The sequence below is a fragment of the Saccharopolyspora tripterygii genome, assembly GCF_054778355.1.
Window position 1 is genome coordinate 771,612 of record NZ_BAAGZP010000008.1, and the last position, 15,637, is coordinate 787,248.

17 protein-coding genes are annotated in these 15,637 nt (G+C 66.3%); 5 read left to right on the plus strand and 12 right to left on the minus strand.

Going from position 1 to position 15,637, the window contains the following annotated elements:
• Positions 1 to 709: 709 nt before the first annotated feature.
• Genes ACYVF3_RS09205 through ACYVF3_RS09250 form a run of 10 tightly spaced genes read right to left on the minus strand, consistent with a single transcriptional unit; the run spans position 710 to position 9,364 of the window.
• The gene (locus ACYVF3_RS09205; protein WP_461153740.1) at positions 710 to 3,376 is read right to left on the minus strand and encodes a hypothetical protein; all 2,667 of its coding nucleotides are present in this window, start codon (positions 3,374 to 3,376) and stop codon (positions 710 to 712) included.
• Positions 3,373 to 3,807 carry a pilus assembly protein TadG-related protein gene (locus ACYVF3_RS09210; RefSeq protein ID WP_461153741.1) on the minus strand — a complete coding sequence of 145 codons (435 nt, stop codon included), beginning with the start codon at positions 3,805 to 3,807 and terminating at the stop codon, positions 3,373 to 3,375. Before ACYVF3_RS09210 ends, ACYVF3_RS09205 begins: the two co-directional genes overlap by 4 nt.
• Positions 3,807 to 4,205: a TadE family protein gene (locus tag ACYVF3_RS09215; RefSeq protein ID WP_461153742.1), complete on the minus strand. Its 399-nt coding sequence runs from the start codon at positions 4,203 to 4,205 to the stop codon at positions 3,807 to 3,809. Before ACYVF3_RS09215 ends, ACYVF3_RS09210 begins: the two co-directional genes overlap by 1 nt.
• 35 nt (positions 4,206 to 4,240) lie before the next feature.
• Entirely contained in the window at positions 4,241 to 4,672 is a 432-nt protein-coding gene (locus ACYVF3_RS09220; protein ID WP_461153839.1) for a TadE/TadG family type IV pilus assembly protein, read from the minus strand.
• Entirely contained in the window at positions 4,672 to 4,863 is a 192-nt protein-coding gene (locus ACYVF3_RS09225) for a hypothetical protein (RefSeq protein WP_461153743.1), read from the minus strand. Before ACYVF3_RS09225 ends, ACYVF3_RS09220 begins: the two co-directional genes overlap by 1 nt.
• A gap of 20 nt (positions 4,864 to 4,883) precedes the next feature.
• Entirely contained in the window at positions 4,884 to 5,783 is a 900-nt protein-coding gene (locus ACYVF3_RS09230) for a secretion system protein (protein ID WP_461153744.1), read from the minus strand.
• The gene (locus ACYVF3_RS09235) at positions 5,780 to 6,670 is read right to left on the minus strand and encodes a type II secretion system F family protein (protein WP_461153745.1); all 891 of its coding nucleotides are present in this window, start codon (positions 6,668 to 6,670) and stop codon (positions 5,780 to 5,782) included. The genes ACYVF3_RS09230 and ACYVF3_RS09235 overlap by 4 nt, the downstream gene beginning before the upstream one ends.
• On the minus strand, positions 6,667 to 8,025 hold the full coding sequence (locus ACYVF3_RS09240) for a CpaF family protein (RefSeq protein WP_461153746.1): 1,359 nt from the start codon (positions 8,023 to 8,025) through the stop codon (positions 6,667 to 6,669). Before ACYVF3_RS09240 ends, ACYVF3_RS09235 begins: the two co-directional genes overlap by 4 nt.
• Complete coding sequence (locus ACYVF3_RS09245; RefSeq protein ID WP_461153747.1) at positions 8,025 to 8,795, minus strand: chromosome partitioning protein; 771 nt, start codon at positions 8,793 to 8,795, stop codon at positions 8,025 to 8,027. The genes ACYVF3_RS09240 and ACYVF3_RS09245 overlap by 1 nt, the downstream gene beginning before the upstream one ends.
• Positions 8,795 to 9,364 (minus strand): hypothetical protein, encoded by a 570-nt coding sequence (locus ACYVF3_RS09250; RefSeq protein ID WP_461153748.1) that lies wholly within the window; start codon positions 9,362 to 9,364, stop codon positions 8,795 to 8,797. Before ACYVF3_RS09250 ends, ACYVF3_RS09245 begins: the two co-directional genes overlap by 1 nt.
• Before the next feature lie 445 nt (positions 9,365 to 9,809).
• Between ACYVF3_RS09250 and ACYVF3_RS09255 the strand changes: the two genes are divergently transcribed.
• The gene (locus ACYVF3_RS09255) at positions 9,810 to 9,986 is read left to right on the plus strand and encodes a hypothetical protein (RefSeq protein ID WP_461153749.1); all 177 of its coding nucleotides are present in this window, start codon (positions 9,810 to 9,812) and stop codon (positions 9,984 to 9,986) included.
• A 631-nt stretch (positions 9,987 to 10,617) separates the two neighbouring features.
• Here ACYVF3_RS09255 and ACYVF3_RS09260 read toward each other — a convergent pair.
• The gene (locus ACYVF3_RS09260; RefSeq protein ID WP_461153750.1) at positions 10,618 to 11,220 is read right to left on the minus strand and encodes a hypothetical protein; all 603 of its coding nucleotides are present in this window, start codon (positions 11,218 to 11,220) and stop codon (positions 10,618 to 10,620) included.
• Between the two features lie 6 nt (positions 11,221 to 11,226).
• Between ACYVF3_RS09260 and ACYVF3_RS09265 the strand changes: the two genes are divergently transcribed.
• Positions 11,227 to 11,916: a prepilin peptidase gene (locus tag ACYVF3_RS09265; RefSeq protein WP_461153751.1), complete on the plus strand. Its 690-nt coding sequence runs from the start codon at positions 11,227 to 11,229 to the stop codon at positions 11,914 to 11,916.
• A 79-nt stretch (positions 11,917 to 11,995) separates the two neighbouring features.
• On the opposite strand, the gene ACYVF3_RS09270 is transcribed toward ACYVF3_RS09265, so the two are convergent.
• The gene (locus ACYVF3_RS09270; RefSeq protein ID WP_461153752.1) at positions 11,996 to 12,982 is read right to left on the minus strand and encodes a diguanylate cyclase; all 987 of its coding nucleotides are present in this window, start codon (positions 12,980 to 12,982) and stop codon (positions 11,996 to 11,998) included.
• A gap of 515 nt (positions 12,983 to 13,497) precedes the next feature.
• On the opposite strand from ACYVF3_RS09270, the gene ACYVF3_RS09275 reads away from it, so the two are divergent.
• From ACYVF3_RS09275 to ACYVF3_RS09285, 3 genes are read left to right on the plus strand one after another with little or no spacing between them, the layout of a single operon-like run.
• A complete protein-coding gene (locus ACYVF3_RS09275; RefSeq protein ID WP_461153753.1) occupies positions 13,498 to 13,929 on the plus strand; it encodes a helix-turn-helix domain-containing protein in 432 nt (143 codons plus the stop codon).
• Between the two features lie 60 nt (positions 13,930 to 13,989).
• The gene (locus ACYVF3_RS09280; RefSeq protein ID WP_461153754.1) at positions 13,990 to 14,517 is read left to right on the plus strand and encodes a hypothetical protein; all 528 of its coding nucleotides are present in this window, start codon (positions 13,990 to 13,992) and stop codon (positions 14,515 to 14,517) included.
• Positions 14,514 to 15,611 carry an MAB_1171c family putative transporter gene (locus ACYVF3_RS09285; protein WP_461153755.1) on the plus strand — a complete coding sequence of 366 codons (1,098 nt, stop codon included), beginning with the start codon at positions 14,514 to 14,516 and terminating at the stop codon, positions 15,609 to 15,611. The genes ACYVF3_RS09280 and ACYVF3_RS09285 overlap by 4 nt, the downstream gene beginning before the upstream one ends.
• The last annotated feature ends 26 nt before the right edge of the window (positions 15,612 to 15,637 follow it).

A 15,637-nucleotide genomic window follows, 5' to 3' on the forward strand; every position in this document is an offset into this window, starting at 1 on the left:
GAGGGGAGTTTCCGAGCCTTGTCAGCCTGGGATGGATTCCACCATTCGCAGAAGTAGTGGTTGTCAAAATAGGAGGTCGTTCATAGTTGGAGCTCATGGATCGATGCCACTAACAGTGAATAGTTCACGCTTCTCCTCCATTTTCATGCCTTCCCAGTCGTCAACAGGTTCCCGTGGGGTACCGAGGCTGGGCGGTTTCAGGAAGGGCTAGCGTCGCTCTGACTAGGAAAAACGCGGTGGGGGCCGGTTTCTCGTTTATCGGGTAGATGAGTGGGGGCATGGGCGGGCGCATGAATAGGTGTATGGGCGGGCGTGGGGCGTAGCCAAACCGATTTGATCACTCGCGGAGGCGGGAGGGCTGGTCGTGAGTCGCTGCCGTGCAACGCCACTGAACCATTTGCGAGCACGCAAGGTGGGGAGTGAGCAACCTCGCCATGACGGTTCGAGAAAATCGTCATGTGCAGCATAACGAAGGCCCCTCCAGGTGGAAGGGCCTTCTTGTTCCTGACTGAGAATGTGTCGGCGGATAGCCGCTGTCTGAAACGCAGAGATCATATCAGACGGGTGATACCTGAAAGGTGACGATGGGTTTTCTTATTGATCCTCGCTGCATCTGCACTGACCAATTGGGGCTTGGATCTCGAAGATGGTCCAGGAGAATTCGAGATTCAAGCTTGGTGCGATCTGCGCCTCAACGGCGGCGTTCGATTCAACTGGCTTCGCGGTGTTGTCGCACTTGGAGAGCGCGCGCAAGCGCGAGGGTGCTGGGGTCGGGTCGCTCGCCCATCTCGGCGAGGGTGGTGGTGAGCAGGTGGAGGGTGCGGCTGATGGAGTCGGTGAGGCCGAGTTCGGCTTGCACTCGCATGATGTCGCGGTAGATGTCTTCGTTCTCCGGGTTGAGCAGCCTGGCGTGTTCGAGCAGTTGGAGTTGCTTGTGGGGGTCGTGGCTGCGGTAGTGGGCGGCCATGCCGGCAAGGGCGTCGAGGACGGTGCGGTGGGCGGCTTCCCGCGGGCCGTCGAGCCAGAGTGCTGACATGCCGTCGGCAATGGCGCCGGTGTAGAGCGCGGTGATGCGAAACCAGGCGGCGAAGCGCTGCTCGTCGGTGCTGGCGATGTGTCGGTCATGCTCGGCCTGGTTTAGCTGCCAGTAGTCGACCTCGACGAGCTCGGTGTTGAGGGCAACGTGTTCGTCGTGCTGGACGATGAGGTCGGCGGCTTGATCATCCGTGGCCTCGGCGAGGGTTTTGCGGATTTGGGAGAGTGCGGCGTAGAAGGCGTTGTACGGGCGTCGTCCGCGGGCTTCGGGCCAGAGTGCTTCGCGCACGGATGCGCGGGTGGTGCCGCGGGGGTGTAGCGCGAGGTAAGTGATCAGTGCTTTGTGTTTGGGCGCGAGCTCTGCTGTGAGGTTCCGGGTGGGTGTCTCTGGTCTGCGCCAGGTGAGAGTGGGCGGGCCCAAAACAGCTAGGAACAAGGGCTGTTTCGGTTGTCCGTGGGCAGGATCGGTGTCAGCGAGTTGATTGCCAGCAGGTCGGTCGGCATCACCGGGGTCCCCGTATCGCGGGTTGCTGGCTGGTGTCGAGGCCAGCGGAAGGGGTTCGGTGTCGGGGTCACGTTCGTTTTCGTCGATGGGGTCGTAACCGGTCAGCTCAGCCTCGTCGCTGGGCTCGGGGCGGCTCGGGGGCGGACTGGTCGTGGTTTCGGTGAGCAAGTTGAGGAGGTCGCGGGTGTCGGTGGCATCGAGATGGAATAGCTGTGCACCGCGAAGTTCGGCGACCGCGGGGCTGGTGGCGGTGACTGCTCCGTCGGTGCGGACGCGCACCGTCGCGCCGGCGGGCCAGTGGCCGAGCAGAATTGCTGCGGCGCCGCTGGGCGTTCCTGTGTCGAGGACGGCTTGGAGGCGTGGGTGAGGCTGGTCGACGCTGGCAACGAGCACCTGCGTGAGCTCGGTGCTTGGGGGATGAGTGGTGCGGGTGGTACTGCCGTTGGCGAGTGCGGTGACGGCATCCTCCACGCCGGTAGTGGTGTGCAACCGGGGTGATTCGGGTGCCTCGTCGCCGAGCAGTGCCCGGGCGTCGTGGTCGGGGATCAGCACGGTCGCGCTGGTAGTGGCCAGCAGGTGCACGAGCAGGGACCGGGCGGTGGCCTGGGCGCCCGCGCCGGTGAGCCCCAGCCCATGGAGAGCGGCAAGATCGAGCGCATATGCGCGGCCGTCGCGGACGCCCACGTCCACGTCCGCAACGGAGTGAGTCGGATCGGCCTCGACAGGGTCGAGGCCTACGTTGGGAGTGCGGACGGGGAGTGTGATGGGGCCAGGATCGGAGGGCTCGTCGCTGAGGGGGGCGTGGTCGTGGGCCAGGCGTAATGCGTGCACCGCTGGTGCGGGAGCGGGCATGGGGGTGCGGTCGCCGCTGCCGGGCTTGTAGGTGCGCATCCTTCGGCGTTGTCGCGTGAGCACTCCCAGGGAGACCGCGGCGGCCAGTGTGGCGGCCACCAACCCGCCGCTGGCGAGCGTGATCGCGGTGGAGGCAGCTGGGGCGACGGAGTTGTCCGAGGTGTGTGGTCGGCCCGGGGCTGGCTCGTCTGGCGGATGTGCAGGTAGGGGTGCCGCGGGAATCGTCGGGTTTTGTGCTGGTGGAGTCAGCTGTGGAGGCGGTGTGTCTTCATCGGCTGCGTTGGGCAGGTGCAGGATCCAGCCGGGGCGGACGAGGTGCGGGTCGGTGAGTGTGGCGCCGTCGGGTTGTGGGCGGCCTTGGTTGAGGGCGAACAGTTCGGTCCAGCGGTGGCCGTCGCCGAGTTCGCGTTCGGCGATGCGCCATAGGCTGTCGTAGACCCCGTCGTGCGGGGGCTGCACCCTCACCGTGCCTCGTGCGCTCGCTGAATTCCTGTTCTGCACAGGGCTTTGCGGAATGAAGTCGACGGCAGACACAGCCTCAGTCACGGGATCGAGGACGGTAATGGCTGCGGTGGGTTGCACTGGCGTCGCGGTTGCGGATTCGGCGGCGACCTGGGGCCGTGGGAGCAATCCGAGTACCGCGGTGGCGACAAGGAGCCCGGCCACAGCATGGACCGGGCCGATTGCGGGCGGACGAACGCCGCGCACCGCGTCCGGGATACAGCGCGCCACGTCGACGGCGAACACCAGCCATGCTGGCCAGGCGATGAAGGTCAGCATGTCCAGTAACAGGGTGACCGACAGCGGGTTGAGCAGCGCGGCTTCGATCTCACCGCTGGTCGGAAGGTGGTCGGGGAGAGGCCAGCCGATGAAGGTCACGAGCCCCCAGGGCACACCGAGGAATAGAGCTGCCAGTGCCGCGAATGCGGCCAGCGCGACGACAAGCCGCAGCAGTCGCACAGCGAGGCAGGCGAGAATCCTCATCCGGCGCCTCCCTCTATTCCTTGATCGGGTCGAGCCTGGCCTTCGGCGGACACAGGGATCTCGCTGAGCCCGATCAGCCTCAAGATCTGAGTGCGTTGCTGGGCATCGACGTGCACACGGACCGTGGTGGCATCTGCGGTCACGGTGCCCGTGGCGCCCACGGCGCCGAGATAGCGGCGAGCCGCGGTTGGCGCCGCCTCCGGGTCAAGCTGAGGCTGGCCGCCAGCGCGGTAGGCGTCGAGGTCCAGCTCCTGGGCTCCAGCGCGGGCGGCTTGTTGGGCGTGGCCGATCGCCTGAGTCTTGGCAGCCAGGGCGAGTCCGCCGTCGAGCACGAGACCGGCGAACAGCAGACAGGCCGTGGTGATGACGACGACGAATGCCGTGACCCGGCCGTGCTCGTCACCGGCGAGGGCTCGCCACCGAGTGCGCATCAGGAACCTCCGCGATCAGTTCCGCGCCACTGGTCCACGACCGAGGAGGCGGTGGAGGTCGCCGCGGTGGTTCCCGGGACCCCCAACATCGCCAGATCGGAGAGCCCGATAGTGCACGTCAGGGTCACGGTGACCGTGCTTCCGGGCTGCAGGCCGGCGAGCCGGGCGGAGACTACGAGGTTCTGGCAGCGAACCCCGGACTGACTGAGTGCGGCCTGCGCGGTGGCATGCGCGGCACTGTGGGCTTGGCTGGTGCTGCGGGCCAGCGTCACCGCGCGGACGGCTTGATTGGCGGCGTCGTTGACGCGAAGCCGCGAGTCCGCCAGGCGCCCGCAGAAGACCACGAACAGCAGCAGGACGATCAAGAAGGGCACCAGCAGGGTCAGTTCGGTGGCCACCGAACCTCGTTCGTCGCGCTTCAACCGCAGAGGTGTCATTCGTTTCCTCCCGGGGTGACGAACCGTTCACTCGGCCCGGCCGCGTGGCCCCGCACCGGCAAGTCCAGGAACGGCACAACCGTCGCAGCCTGCCCGGTAATCTCCACAGTGGACTGGTATGGACCGCGATTCACGTCGGCGTGCGGGCCAATTAGTGGTCCTGCACCAAGTTGTCCGAGCACCGACTGGGCTTCGGCTTGGCCGTCTGCGCTGCTGGCTCGGTGCACACGGGCGGCTGACAGTGCCTGTGAGGCGGCGGCTTGGGCGATGTGGGTGGCGTGCGCCCAGATCGCGAACTGCGCGATCAGCAGGATCAGCAGCAGCAACGCCGGGACGGCCAGCACCAGCTCGGCGGTGACCGATCCCCGTTCGTCCTGGCGACATCCCCGCATCCGTGCGCGTAGCGGGTGGAAATGGTGTGCGGCCATCACATGTTGCCCCCGATCTCGTTGGCCTTGCGGGTGACCGCGGCGACGATGATTGCGAGCACGGCGATGGCCCCGGCCACCAGCAACGCGGTGACCAGAACGGTTTCGGTGGAATACCCGCGCTCATCAGCCCGGATTTCGGCGATGCGCGCCCGGGTGGTGGCGACGACAAGCTCGATGTAGGTCAGCATCAGCGATTCTCCTTCGTGCTTTAGAGAGACCCGAGCACGGTGGCTACGGCTGGGTAGGCGATGAACAGCAAGAACCCGGCGAACAGACAGATCACCGGCAACGACATCCGCTCGGTGTCGGCTTGCGCCTGGCCTTCGGCTTCGGTGAGTTCGTGGGTGCGCATGGCAGCGGCCTTGGCCGCCAGGGAAGCGCGCACTTTCGCGCCTTCGGTGCCGGCCAGTGACACCGAGGACGACAGCTCGATCAGTTCGCGCACCTCCAGCTCCTCGCCGAGCTGCCGCAACGTCTCCCACGGCGTCGCCCGGGTCATGCGTGCTGTGGTCAGCGCACGACGGATCCGCCCGAAGGCCCACCCCTGGCCGATCTCGGCGGCGTCGGTAAGCGCTCCGTCGACCCCGGCGCCCCCTGCCAGGGACACCCGCACGAGGTTCAGGTAGGCGCCGAGTGCGTGACGAAACGCTGTGCGCCTGCGCTGGGCTTGTTGCCGTAGATCCAGGTCAGGAAGGAAGAACCCGCCGATCCCACAGGCCAGGCAGGCTACGACGGGAACCTGCCACGGCAGGGGCACACCGATCGCCCACAGCAGCAGTGGGAGCAGGCCGGGCAGCACCACACCGGCGACGGCCAGCACACCCTTTTCCGCCAACAGCGCTTCCGGTGCCCGTTCGAGCACGAGCAGATCACGCCGCTGACGGGGACTGGGCAGGCCCAGTGCGGCCACAGGCCGCACCGCGGGGCGGCCCCACCGCGCAACCCACCCGCCAGCATCCGTATCGACGAACGTGGGCTTGCCCGCTTGCGGTGCGCGGCTGGCGGCCAGAGCACTGGCCAGCGACGGTGCCGGAGGCAGCAACCACACCACCAGTGCCCACAGACCGACACCGAATCCGGCGGCGAGAACAACGAGAATGGTGATCACGAGCGCACCTCCGTTCGCGCCCCAGCGGCCGAGGGCCGGGTGAGGAAGCGTTCGGGTTCTTGCAGGCGGGCGATGCGAGCCAGCCAAGCGAACGCGACGGCGAACAGAGCCCCAACGGCCAGGAGCATGGTCTGCCCGACTGCACCGTCGTACGGGTCGAGGTAACCGCGGTTGAGCAGGACTAGTCCGGCGGCGAAGGCCAGCGTGGTGGCCACGATGACGCGCACGCTCGTGCGGGTGCGTGCTCGGCCGGCTTCGACCCGCAGCCGCATGGACACCTGTTCTCGGGCCTCGATCGCCAGCTCGCCGAGCAGGTCGGCGAGCTGGCGGGCTTGGCGCTGACAGGCCAGCACCAACGCGGAGACCACCAGATCACCCGTGGGGTCCGACAGATCGGATGCCAACCCTTCCAGAGCGTCAGGGAGCTTGTCGCCGCGCTCGATGCGCATCGCCAGCTCGCGGATGTCGTCGCTGATCGCCGCTGGTGCGGTATCGGCTGTTGCTTGGATCGCTTGTTCTAAACCTGCTGCCGCAGAAAGGGTGTCGCGCAGCATCTCGGTCCAGGCAGCGATCGCTTCGATTCGGGCGAGGCGACGGGCCTGCTCGGTGTCCCGGCCCAGCACCTGCGGCAGCGAGTACACGGCCGCGGCGGTCAGCACGCCCCCGATCGCCCAGTCAGTGACGAGGACCGCCAGCAGCCCGGCGGCAAGGCTGATCACTGCGCGCCGGGCCGAGGCCTGATCCCGGAGCTGACGAAAGCGTTCTCGCCATCGTGACGGCGTGGTGGTCGCCTCGGGGACGTGCTTGTGGAAGCCGCAGAAGAGGAGCAGCGAGCCGAGAGCCATGCCGAGCCCGCACAGCGCGGCCAGTAGGGCGGAGGTGATCATGGCCGCCACCACCCTTCGCCACGCTCCAGCACGTCCGCGTCGAAACCGGCCTCGGCGAGCCGTTCCACCGTTTCACTGCGCAGCGGCACACCGGGCACAGCTCGGCCGGAGGGATCGGGGCGGTAGACCTCGTTGGAGATGATCTGTGTGTCGTCGGCGTCGACGACTTCGCGGATCGAGGAGACCACCCGGGTCTTGTCGTCGCGGGCTTCGGCCAGGTGCACCACGAAGTGCAACGCGGAGGACACCAGGAGGTTCGTTGCCTCCAGCCCCAACCGTTCCGGGCTCTGGGCGGCGTAGGTGGCCAGCTTGGTGAACGCCCCGCGGGAGGTGGAGGCATGCAGGGTGGCCATCGAGCCGTCATTGCCTTGCGACATCGCGTTGGCCATGGGCACGAGTTCGGCGCCGCGAACCTCGCCGACGATGACCCGGTCCGGCGACATGCGCAGCGCCCACCGCACCAGCTCGGCCTGCGAGATCGCTCCCTCGCCTTCGACGTTGGCTTCGCGGGCTTGCATCGCGATCACATCCGGGTGTGCCGGGTCGCGATCAAGGCCGATTTCGAAGTTGTCCTCGATGGTGATCAGTCGCTCGGCTGCCGGGATCGCCGAGGCCAAGCCTCGTAGCATCGTCGTTTTCCCGATCGCGGTGCCGCCGACGACGAGCACGTTGAACCGGGCGCGCACCATCGCGGACAGCAGCGCTTCCAGCCCGGAATCGATCGTGCCCAGCGAGCGGAGCTGGGCAAGGGTGACCTGTTGGAACCGGTGCCGGCGGATGGACACCGAGGGGCGGCCGGTCACGGCCATAACTGCGAACATCCGCGACCCGTCCGGCAACTCCACGTTCACCCCGGGCGAGCCCCTGTCAAACCGGCGCTCCTCAACCCCGGAACGTGCCGCGAGCGAGCGCACCAGACCGATCAGTTCCTCGTCGGAATCGGCTACCGGCGGCAGCTGGGCACGTCGCCCGTCGGCGTAGCGCACGAAAACGCGATCGGCGCCGTTGACGTTGATGTTTTCGACGTCAGGGTTGGCCAGCAGCGGCTGCAGGCCGCCCATGCCGAACACCTCATCCAACACCGAGGTGACAACCTGGCGTTCGACCTCGTCGGGCACCAGTCCGGCCCCGCTCGGACGGGTTAGCTCCTCGTGGGCGTAGGCGTCGGCAGCCTCAGCAGCCAGTTGTTCGGCCAGACTGCGCCGCGCTGCCTGATCTGGTGGTGGGCGCCCGGCTTGTTCGTCGTGCCGGACGCATTCGGCCAGACCTTCCGAGACCGCGGTGCGCACCCGGGCCCGCAATGCAGAAGCCGCGGGGTGGGTTTCGTGCACCGTGTCGTGCTCTGCGCTGGTCATCACAACACCTGCCCGTTGCTCGTGGCCCGCACCGCGGCCTCGGCATCACTAGTGCGGTGGGCCTGGATGTGGTCGATCACAGTGCGGGCAAGCCGGGCACAGGCCTGCCCGAGCGCAGAGCGATCCGGTGTGCGGCCCCGCGGATGGCCACACAGCATCGACGCGCCCGAACGGTCATGGGGGAGTCTGGCCATGACCGGAACACCCAGCTCTCGTTCCGTGTCCCGGTTGCTGTATCCCTCGCCAACGAGCACCAACCCCGGCGTGCGAGCCCAGGACGCCATCGGCTTGAGCAGCGATGCCAGATGTGAAAGCTCGTCGGCCAGAGGTCGCGCCATGACCACCAGCGCATCGGCACCGCGCACCAGCGGCAACGCAGGCGAGGACGGCTCCAACCGTCCCGCATCCACCAACACCGTCGAGTCCGGGGCACCGGCGGCAGCCTGAAATACCGGACGACCACGGGAGGTCAAAGCTGACAGCGCCGCTCGCGCCTGTTCGGCAGAGACCGGTCCCACCACGACCGGCAGCCCCCCAGTCAACCGCTGAACGTGGTCGGTTACCACGTCGGCCGCGGTCTGGCGTCGGGCTGCCGCGGCCAGCGACACCAACCCCGGCGAGGTCGGCAGGCAGAACCGGGCACTGAGATCACCGCCAGACGGATCGGCCTCCAGCACGCTCGCTTCGCCGACAGGCCACCGCGCGGCCATCGCCAACGCCGCGGTCGTCACGCCAGGCGAGCCCTTCACCGAGCACAGTCCGATCAACATCACTGACCCCCTCCTGCCGCGACCGCGACCAGCGACAACTCACCGGGTGGCACCGCGGCGACCTGTCGCGCGCTAGCGGCGGGCAACTGCAGCGACACCACCGTCGATTGGTCACTGCCCGCAGGCTCAACACCGACGACCACCGCCGGCCACGGGCCACCAGAGACCCCGCCCTGCGAAGCCGAACCGCTGCCCTGCGAGCCAGGAGAGACGATCACCGACACTGCGGTCCCGCGTGCCAGCTGCGGCGGCATTTGCCCCGGTTTGGCCGCCACCGCCACAATCGCCTGCCCCGCCGCAGGCACCTGCGGGCGCCCGAGAACAGAACGAGTCAGAAACGTGCCGGCGGGCAGCGCATACGCCATCGGGCGCCCCAGCACGCTGGAGGACTGGCTCGCCAACACGAGCTCGGACCCAGCATCCGTGGACACGGTGACCTCTCGCAGGTCCGACGGTGCCAGGACGTGGCCGGCCTGCACCGGATGCGCCAGGCTCAGAACCGGTTCCCGTTTGCCCACCTGCAGCACAGTGATCACCGACCCCGCCACACAGATCACAACCAGCAACACACCGAGCACCAGGTAAGGCACACGCCGCCGGGGGCCGTGGGCCAAGCGGGAGGTTTCCCCGGGTCTGCGTCCGGCCCAGGATCGCGACGGGCTCTGTGTCCCGGAGGACGTCGCCGTAGAAGTAGCCATAAGGCGTCTCCAAACATGCCGGTACCTGCACCCCGATTCCGCAGAATTGGGAGAAAATAGGTAGTTTCGAAGTTTGAATTGTCTATAGTGGATTTTCTGCTGCTAATTGGGAGCGTTGTTCAACGCTTGGGACTCGGCCACCTCGAACGACGCTATAGACGTGGTGGTCAGGTCCGGCAGCGTCCCGCCTCCGGTTGGGCCGGACCAGGTGACCGTCCATGTCACCGTTGCCTCGATCGGATACGCGTGGCTCTGATGCGCCTGGGAACTCTGCCGGTAGGTGTGGCCACAGTCCGGCGAGGTGGCGCGGGGATCGGTGTCCGGCGGGAACGGTGTTCCCGGACCTGGACAGCTCACCGTCGAGCCATCACCCATCGACCACCGCACCGAGCTCGGGGAGGCGGTCGCCGTCACCGAGACACCCGGCACCGAGGCCGTGGCGGTCTGGGGCTGCCACTGCCCACGATCCAGCCACAGCCACGTCGGCAACTGAACCAGCTGCGTGTCGGCAGGAGATGCCTGGATCTGCGGAGAGGGCAACCGCAACTGGCTGTATGCCTGTTGCGCGAGCTGCTCCGGAGACGGACCCGGCTGCTGACCACCTGGGATCCACACCGGGGGCCGGAAGAGCCCATCAGCCCACCCTTCACCAGAGCACTGAAACACGTACCACTGTCCCGACGGTCGCGGCTGCTGCTGCGCCGGTCGCGGTGAAGCCGGGGCGATGCGGGAGCGGTGCACGGCTGGCCTAACGGTGACCGCACCGCCGCCCGAGTCCTCGAAGGAGATGGGAGTCGTGCCCTGGCTCGGTGGTTGGTAATCGCTGGGAACGTAGTGGCAGTCGGCCAGCGGAGGCCGATCCCCCGCGATCACATCTCCTTGCGGAGGCTTCGGAGGCGAGTCCTGCGAAGCCTCGCCACCGTCGTCCTCGGATCCGCTGCCGGAACCAGGCTGGTTCGGCTTCGACGGGGCACTGGGTTCACCGCCGCTCCCGGCGCCGAGCTGGCAGCCGGCGTAGTCGGTCTGGCCACACTCGACATTGCCCCATCCGTCACCTGCCAGCGCCGTGCCTGCACCGGCGATCAGGCATGCGGAGACCGCGGTGGTGACCAGGGTGGTCCTGCCTAACATGTCCCCACCCCCTGCACGGAAAACCGGGACACCCGCCAGCTGCCATCAGGCTGCGTGACCACCTCCGCGGTGATGGATCGACGTCCACCGCCGGTCTCGTCGGCCAACTGATCAGTACCGCTCCGGTACTTGAGCCAGTTCGCTGAATCTCCGCAGTCGGAGAGCATCACGGTGCGCGGATTACCGGGCGGCTCGACCGAGGACACCGTCGGATGGTTCGCCGGACGCCCACGCGTCACGAGCTTGTTGACATGGTCGGCATACAAGCTGCGGCTCAGCGTGCTCAGCGCATCGCCTGTCGCATACTCGGCCAATGCGGGCGACCGCCAATCCGAGGTTTCCGCGGCTTGGCCCATGGCCTGCCACATCTGCATGTAGACCTCCCGTGCTCGGGCAGCGGCGAGATCGGCGGGCGATGAGGTCGTGGCCGGGGGAGACACGACCTCATCGGTGGCAGGAGCAGGCGCGTCCGCCGCTTGCTCGCAGCCCGCCATCAGTGGGAGAAGAACGACCGTGGCGACGGAGACAATGCCGACCCCACGAGGTATCCGGCGGCCTCGCCAGCTTGCTGCAGTTGCAGGCGACACCAGCACCATCGACGCTTGATCACGTCCGGAGCCATGGTCGATGAGGGGGACATCGTGCTCCACCCCGCGCTGGTCGCTTTGTTGTGGGCAAGCCTCGGCGGACTCCTCAGCGTGCTCATCAGCCTGGCGGGAACGCCGCCAACGCGGCAGCGCAATCGCCGAGGATCGGTAACCGGTCTCTTCGCGATCGCCTTCGGCGTGCTCTGGTTGCTGATCTGGCGACTCCACGCTCCAGTCAATATCGTCGTGGCCGCGGCCTTCGCTGTCGTCGCGGTGCCTCTGGCCTGGGAAGATGCCCTCACCCAGCGATTGCCCAACCGCCTGATCGCGATCCTGGCCGCGTTGGTCGGCAGCGCTGTTGCGGCAGGCACACTGCTTACCGCCGATCTGGAGCCTTTGGTGCGCGCCGGCGTGGGCGCGGCAGGGTGCCTGGTGTTCTTCGCGCTGATCTACGTACTGGTCCCCAGCGGCTTGGGCGGCGGAGACGTCAAACTCGCGGCGCCGTGGGCAGCCGTACTCGCTTGGTTCAGCTGGCCAGCGTTGTTCAGCGGATTGTTGGTGGCCTGGCTCGCCGCGGCACTGATCCATCTCGGCCTGCGAACGGTCAGCCGACCGCTCTCGACTGTGCCGTTGGGACCGTGCCTCATCGGGGCGAACATTGTCGTGATGCTGATCGCCGGCGCCGACGGTGTCATGACCGGCTGACTCACGGAGGGGCATGAGACCTCCAAGATTCGGGAGATGGCCTGCGGGGGATTGCTGGAACGTGGTGAGCAGGTCGTGTTCAGCCGGCCTGTACCAAGGGGCGTTCGGCGCGCTCTGAGGGGTGCACACGCTGCTGGCTCGACAACGAGCCATAGGGAGCAACGGCAGCCGCCAGCTCGTAGGCCAGCGGACTGAGTTCGTAGCACGCCGCGAGCCCTGCCCCGGTGCACTGGATCAGGCCACTGCGGTCGAGGCGACGAAGCGTGCGAACGAGGGTGCTCGCCGGTATGCGGTGATCACGCCCGCAGACACCGTCCGAAGTAGAGGCGTTGCGAAGGCGGTCAAGGAGCTCGTCGTAGCAGTGCGGTCCTGACCACAGCGCCATGAGCACATCCGGCGTCCAACGCCCGCGCATCACGCGACAGACCTCGACCAGCTGTTTCTCTCGCCCCTCTGGCGCGACGGAGTGCGACCGTGCCGCAGGGACCCGAAGCGAACTCGTGGGAGCAGCCGCGGCCCGGTTGGCGACACACACCCGGTCTCGCCCGGTGCGCTTGGCCTGCTGCAAGGCACCGTCAGCCGATGAGATCAGACTAGAGAGATCCCATCCGTCGGTAGGGCCACGTACTGCCACGCCCACCGAAACCGTCATTCCTGCCAACGTCGCAGGCTCACCTGACGTCGAGGTCACGGCCGTCACTATGGCCCGTACCCCGGAGCGGATCGTCTCCGCAACCTGTACCGCGTGATCGCTGCCGGTCGGTAGCAGCACAAGAAACTCGTCACCGCCGTAGCTGCCGTACCGGCCGACGAGCGCGTCCTCGTCGACGGCGTCACGAACGATCTGAGCTGTCCTGACTAGGGCGTGGTCCCCCGCTTGATGCCCCCACACATCGTTGATCTGCTTGAACCGGTCGAGGTCGATCAGCAACAGCGCGGCCTGACGGGCTTCTCGCAGCAGCTCCGGAGCTTTCGACTCCCACCCCCACCGGTCGGCCAAGCCGGTGAGTTTGTCCAACGCACGATGCTGGCACAGTGGGCAGGGTTTCGGACCTTCGATGACCATGACGTCCTCCTGACGGCGTGTGTGAACCACCTGGTTGTTCAGGACGGATAACTCCCAACGGGTTTCGGTCCTACAGGGAGCAAAAACGGGCCTTCGTTGCTGGTATGTCCACTGTGGGACCAGGAGGGCGTGGAAGGCCAGAGTTGACAGGTTGACAATCCGTGTCAACAAATGATCGTTTCGCTCGGAAAACGAGCTCCGGATAGTGGATGTCGAGCAACGCTTTCCTGGCCTAGAAAGTTCCGTATCTCCCGTGGTTACATTTCGCATGCCGCCCCCCGACGGAAATTGATATTGGAAGTGCGCTGGGGTGCCCGAGCCGGACAGAAGGGTCATCGCGGATCTTGTTTCCCCAGATCAGCGGTATGGAGCTTCCTCAAGTCCGCTATAGTGGACTCGCTGGCTCGAATGTAAACATCGGCAGAATCGTCGTCAACTGGAACAGACTGACGATTGCACAAGTACCCCGGCGTTCCGTTATAGTGGACTCGCTACTGCTCGGAGGAGGTGTGATCATGGAGGCCGAGGGCGGCGAGTCGCGGCAGGAGACGTTTGCGATCAAATTGCGTCGCCTCTTCGATAGCGTTCGATCCGAATCCGGCGACACATACACGCCTCGGGAAGTCGCCGAGGCGCTGACGCATCGGGGGCGCAAGATCTCCCGCGCGTACCTCTACCAGCTGCTCAAGGGAGAAAGTGAGCCTGGGTACGCGGTCGTGGAAGCCCTCGCCGAGTTCTTCGATGTACCGCTGGACTACTTCTCCAACACCCCACGAGGTGAGGAGCTCAACGTCCAGTACGAGCTTCTCGCGAAGCTGGGAGACAACAACGTGCGGGAACTGGCTTTCCGAGCCAAGAACCTGACGCCGGAGGGCTTGCGGAACGTGCTGCGGTACATGGAGTTCGAAGAGCACCGCACCAAGGACGAGGGGCACACGTCCGAGTGAATCGCTAGCGTGCGCGTGTTGGCTGCCGTCATGGTTGGACCAACGATCGGAGGTGAGGACATGTTCACTCCGAAAGGGAGGGAACGGAGGCTCCGTCAGCAGCTTCGCGCGGAGCTATCCATTCTGGACATCAGCCATCCGATCGACATGACCGAGGTGTGCCAGAGGCTTGGCGAGCACCGTGGCCTCACCATCCGGCTCCTTGCCATTCGCCTCGAAGTCCCTGGCCCCTTCGGGTTGTGGCTTCGGACCAGCAGCGCCGACTACATCATCTATCAGCAGGAGACGACGGTGCTGCATCAGCAGCACATCATCGCGCACGAACTGGGACACCTTCTCGCAGGGCATAGCTCCGATGACGGCGATGACGCGGTGTGGGCAGAACTTCTCCCGGACGTCCCGCCGGATCTCCTGCGCCGAGCGCTGCGTCGAACGCACTACGACACAGATCAGGAACGCGACGCCGAAACCGTCGCGACTCTCTTGCTCGAACGCGCCGCGGTAGTCAGTGCAGTCACCAGCCCTGGTAGCTCACCGCGAGCTCGTCGAGCCCAGCGCTCCCTCGGCGATCGGCAGGACTGGCTATGAGTCCCGTAACGGTCGCACTGCTGTTGGCACTGGGATGGTTTGGCTACCGGCTGCTACGAGAACCCGGTGATCTCGCGCTCCGGGCCGTGGTTGCTTGGATTTTGTTGCGGGTATTCGGGACGCTAGTCGGCCTCAGCGAGATCGTCTCGGAGAGTGCCAGCAAGCTGATCTACAACCTCGCGCTCAACGGCTCCTGGTTCTGCCTGATGCTGTTCTTCCTGTTCTCGGCTGTGGGGCAGGGAGCCGTCCGTAAAGCCTGGGGCGAGGCTGTCGTACTTGCGGGCACGTCGGTCGTGATGACACTGGCCATGCTGGCGACACCCACAGCGCTACGAGAGACCGTCTTTTCTCAGACAGGGCGATTGCCTGCCGACATGACCGAACACGGCGTGGCTGTCTTCTACTTTGCCGGCTCGCTGTACTTCGCTTACGCAGCAGGACGAACTGCCTACTGGGCAACCCAATACGCTGCCGAGTCGGCGCCACGCGCCCGGTGGGGATTTCGGGTCGCTGCAGTGGGGTTCTCGTGCTTGGCCGTGGCCGCGGCGATCCGAGGAACCTTCGTCGTGATCCGCTGGTCGGGTGGCGACGTACCGACTCAGCTCGAAACTGCCGTGAACTTGCTGGTTCCCCTCGGGATCCTGGCTTTCGTTCTCGGCGTCTGCTTCGTCGGGCTTTCTGCTCGCTGGGCAGCCGCGCGACTCTGGCTCCGACGGCGCCGCCAGTTCCATGCCCTTCGGCCGCTGTGGCAGTGCCTTCACACTGCATTCCCAAACGATGAACTCGAAGCGAGCAAGAACAACCATCGCGACGAGATCGTGCCGGCACGCTTGCACCGTCGCTTCTGGCGCCGCGTAGTCGAAATTCGCGACGGGATGGTCCAACTCAGCCCACACCTCGCCGACGCCGGATATGACACTGATCGTCCCGCGCACGAGCAGGCCGAGACGGTCAAAGTCGCCATTCAACGTCAACTCGCAGGCGACGAGCCGAGCACGAGATCAGCGATCCTCGTGGCCGCACCAACTGGCGTCAGCCCGAACGAGGTCGACGGGGAAATTAACGAGCTCTTGGCACTCGCCCGCGCACTCTGAACCAACAACCCTGACGGAGGCTCATT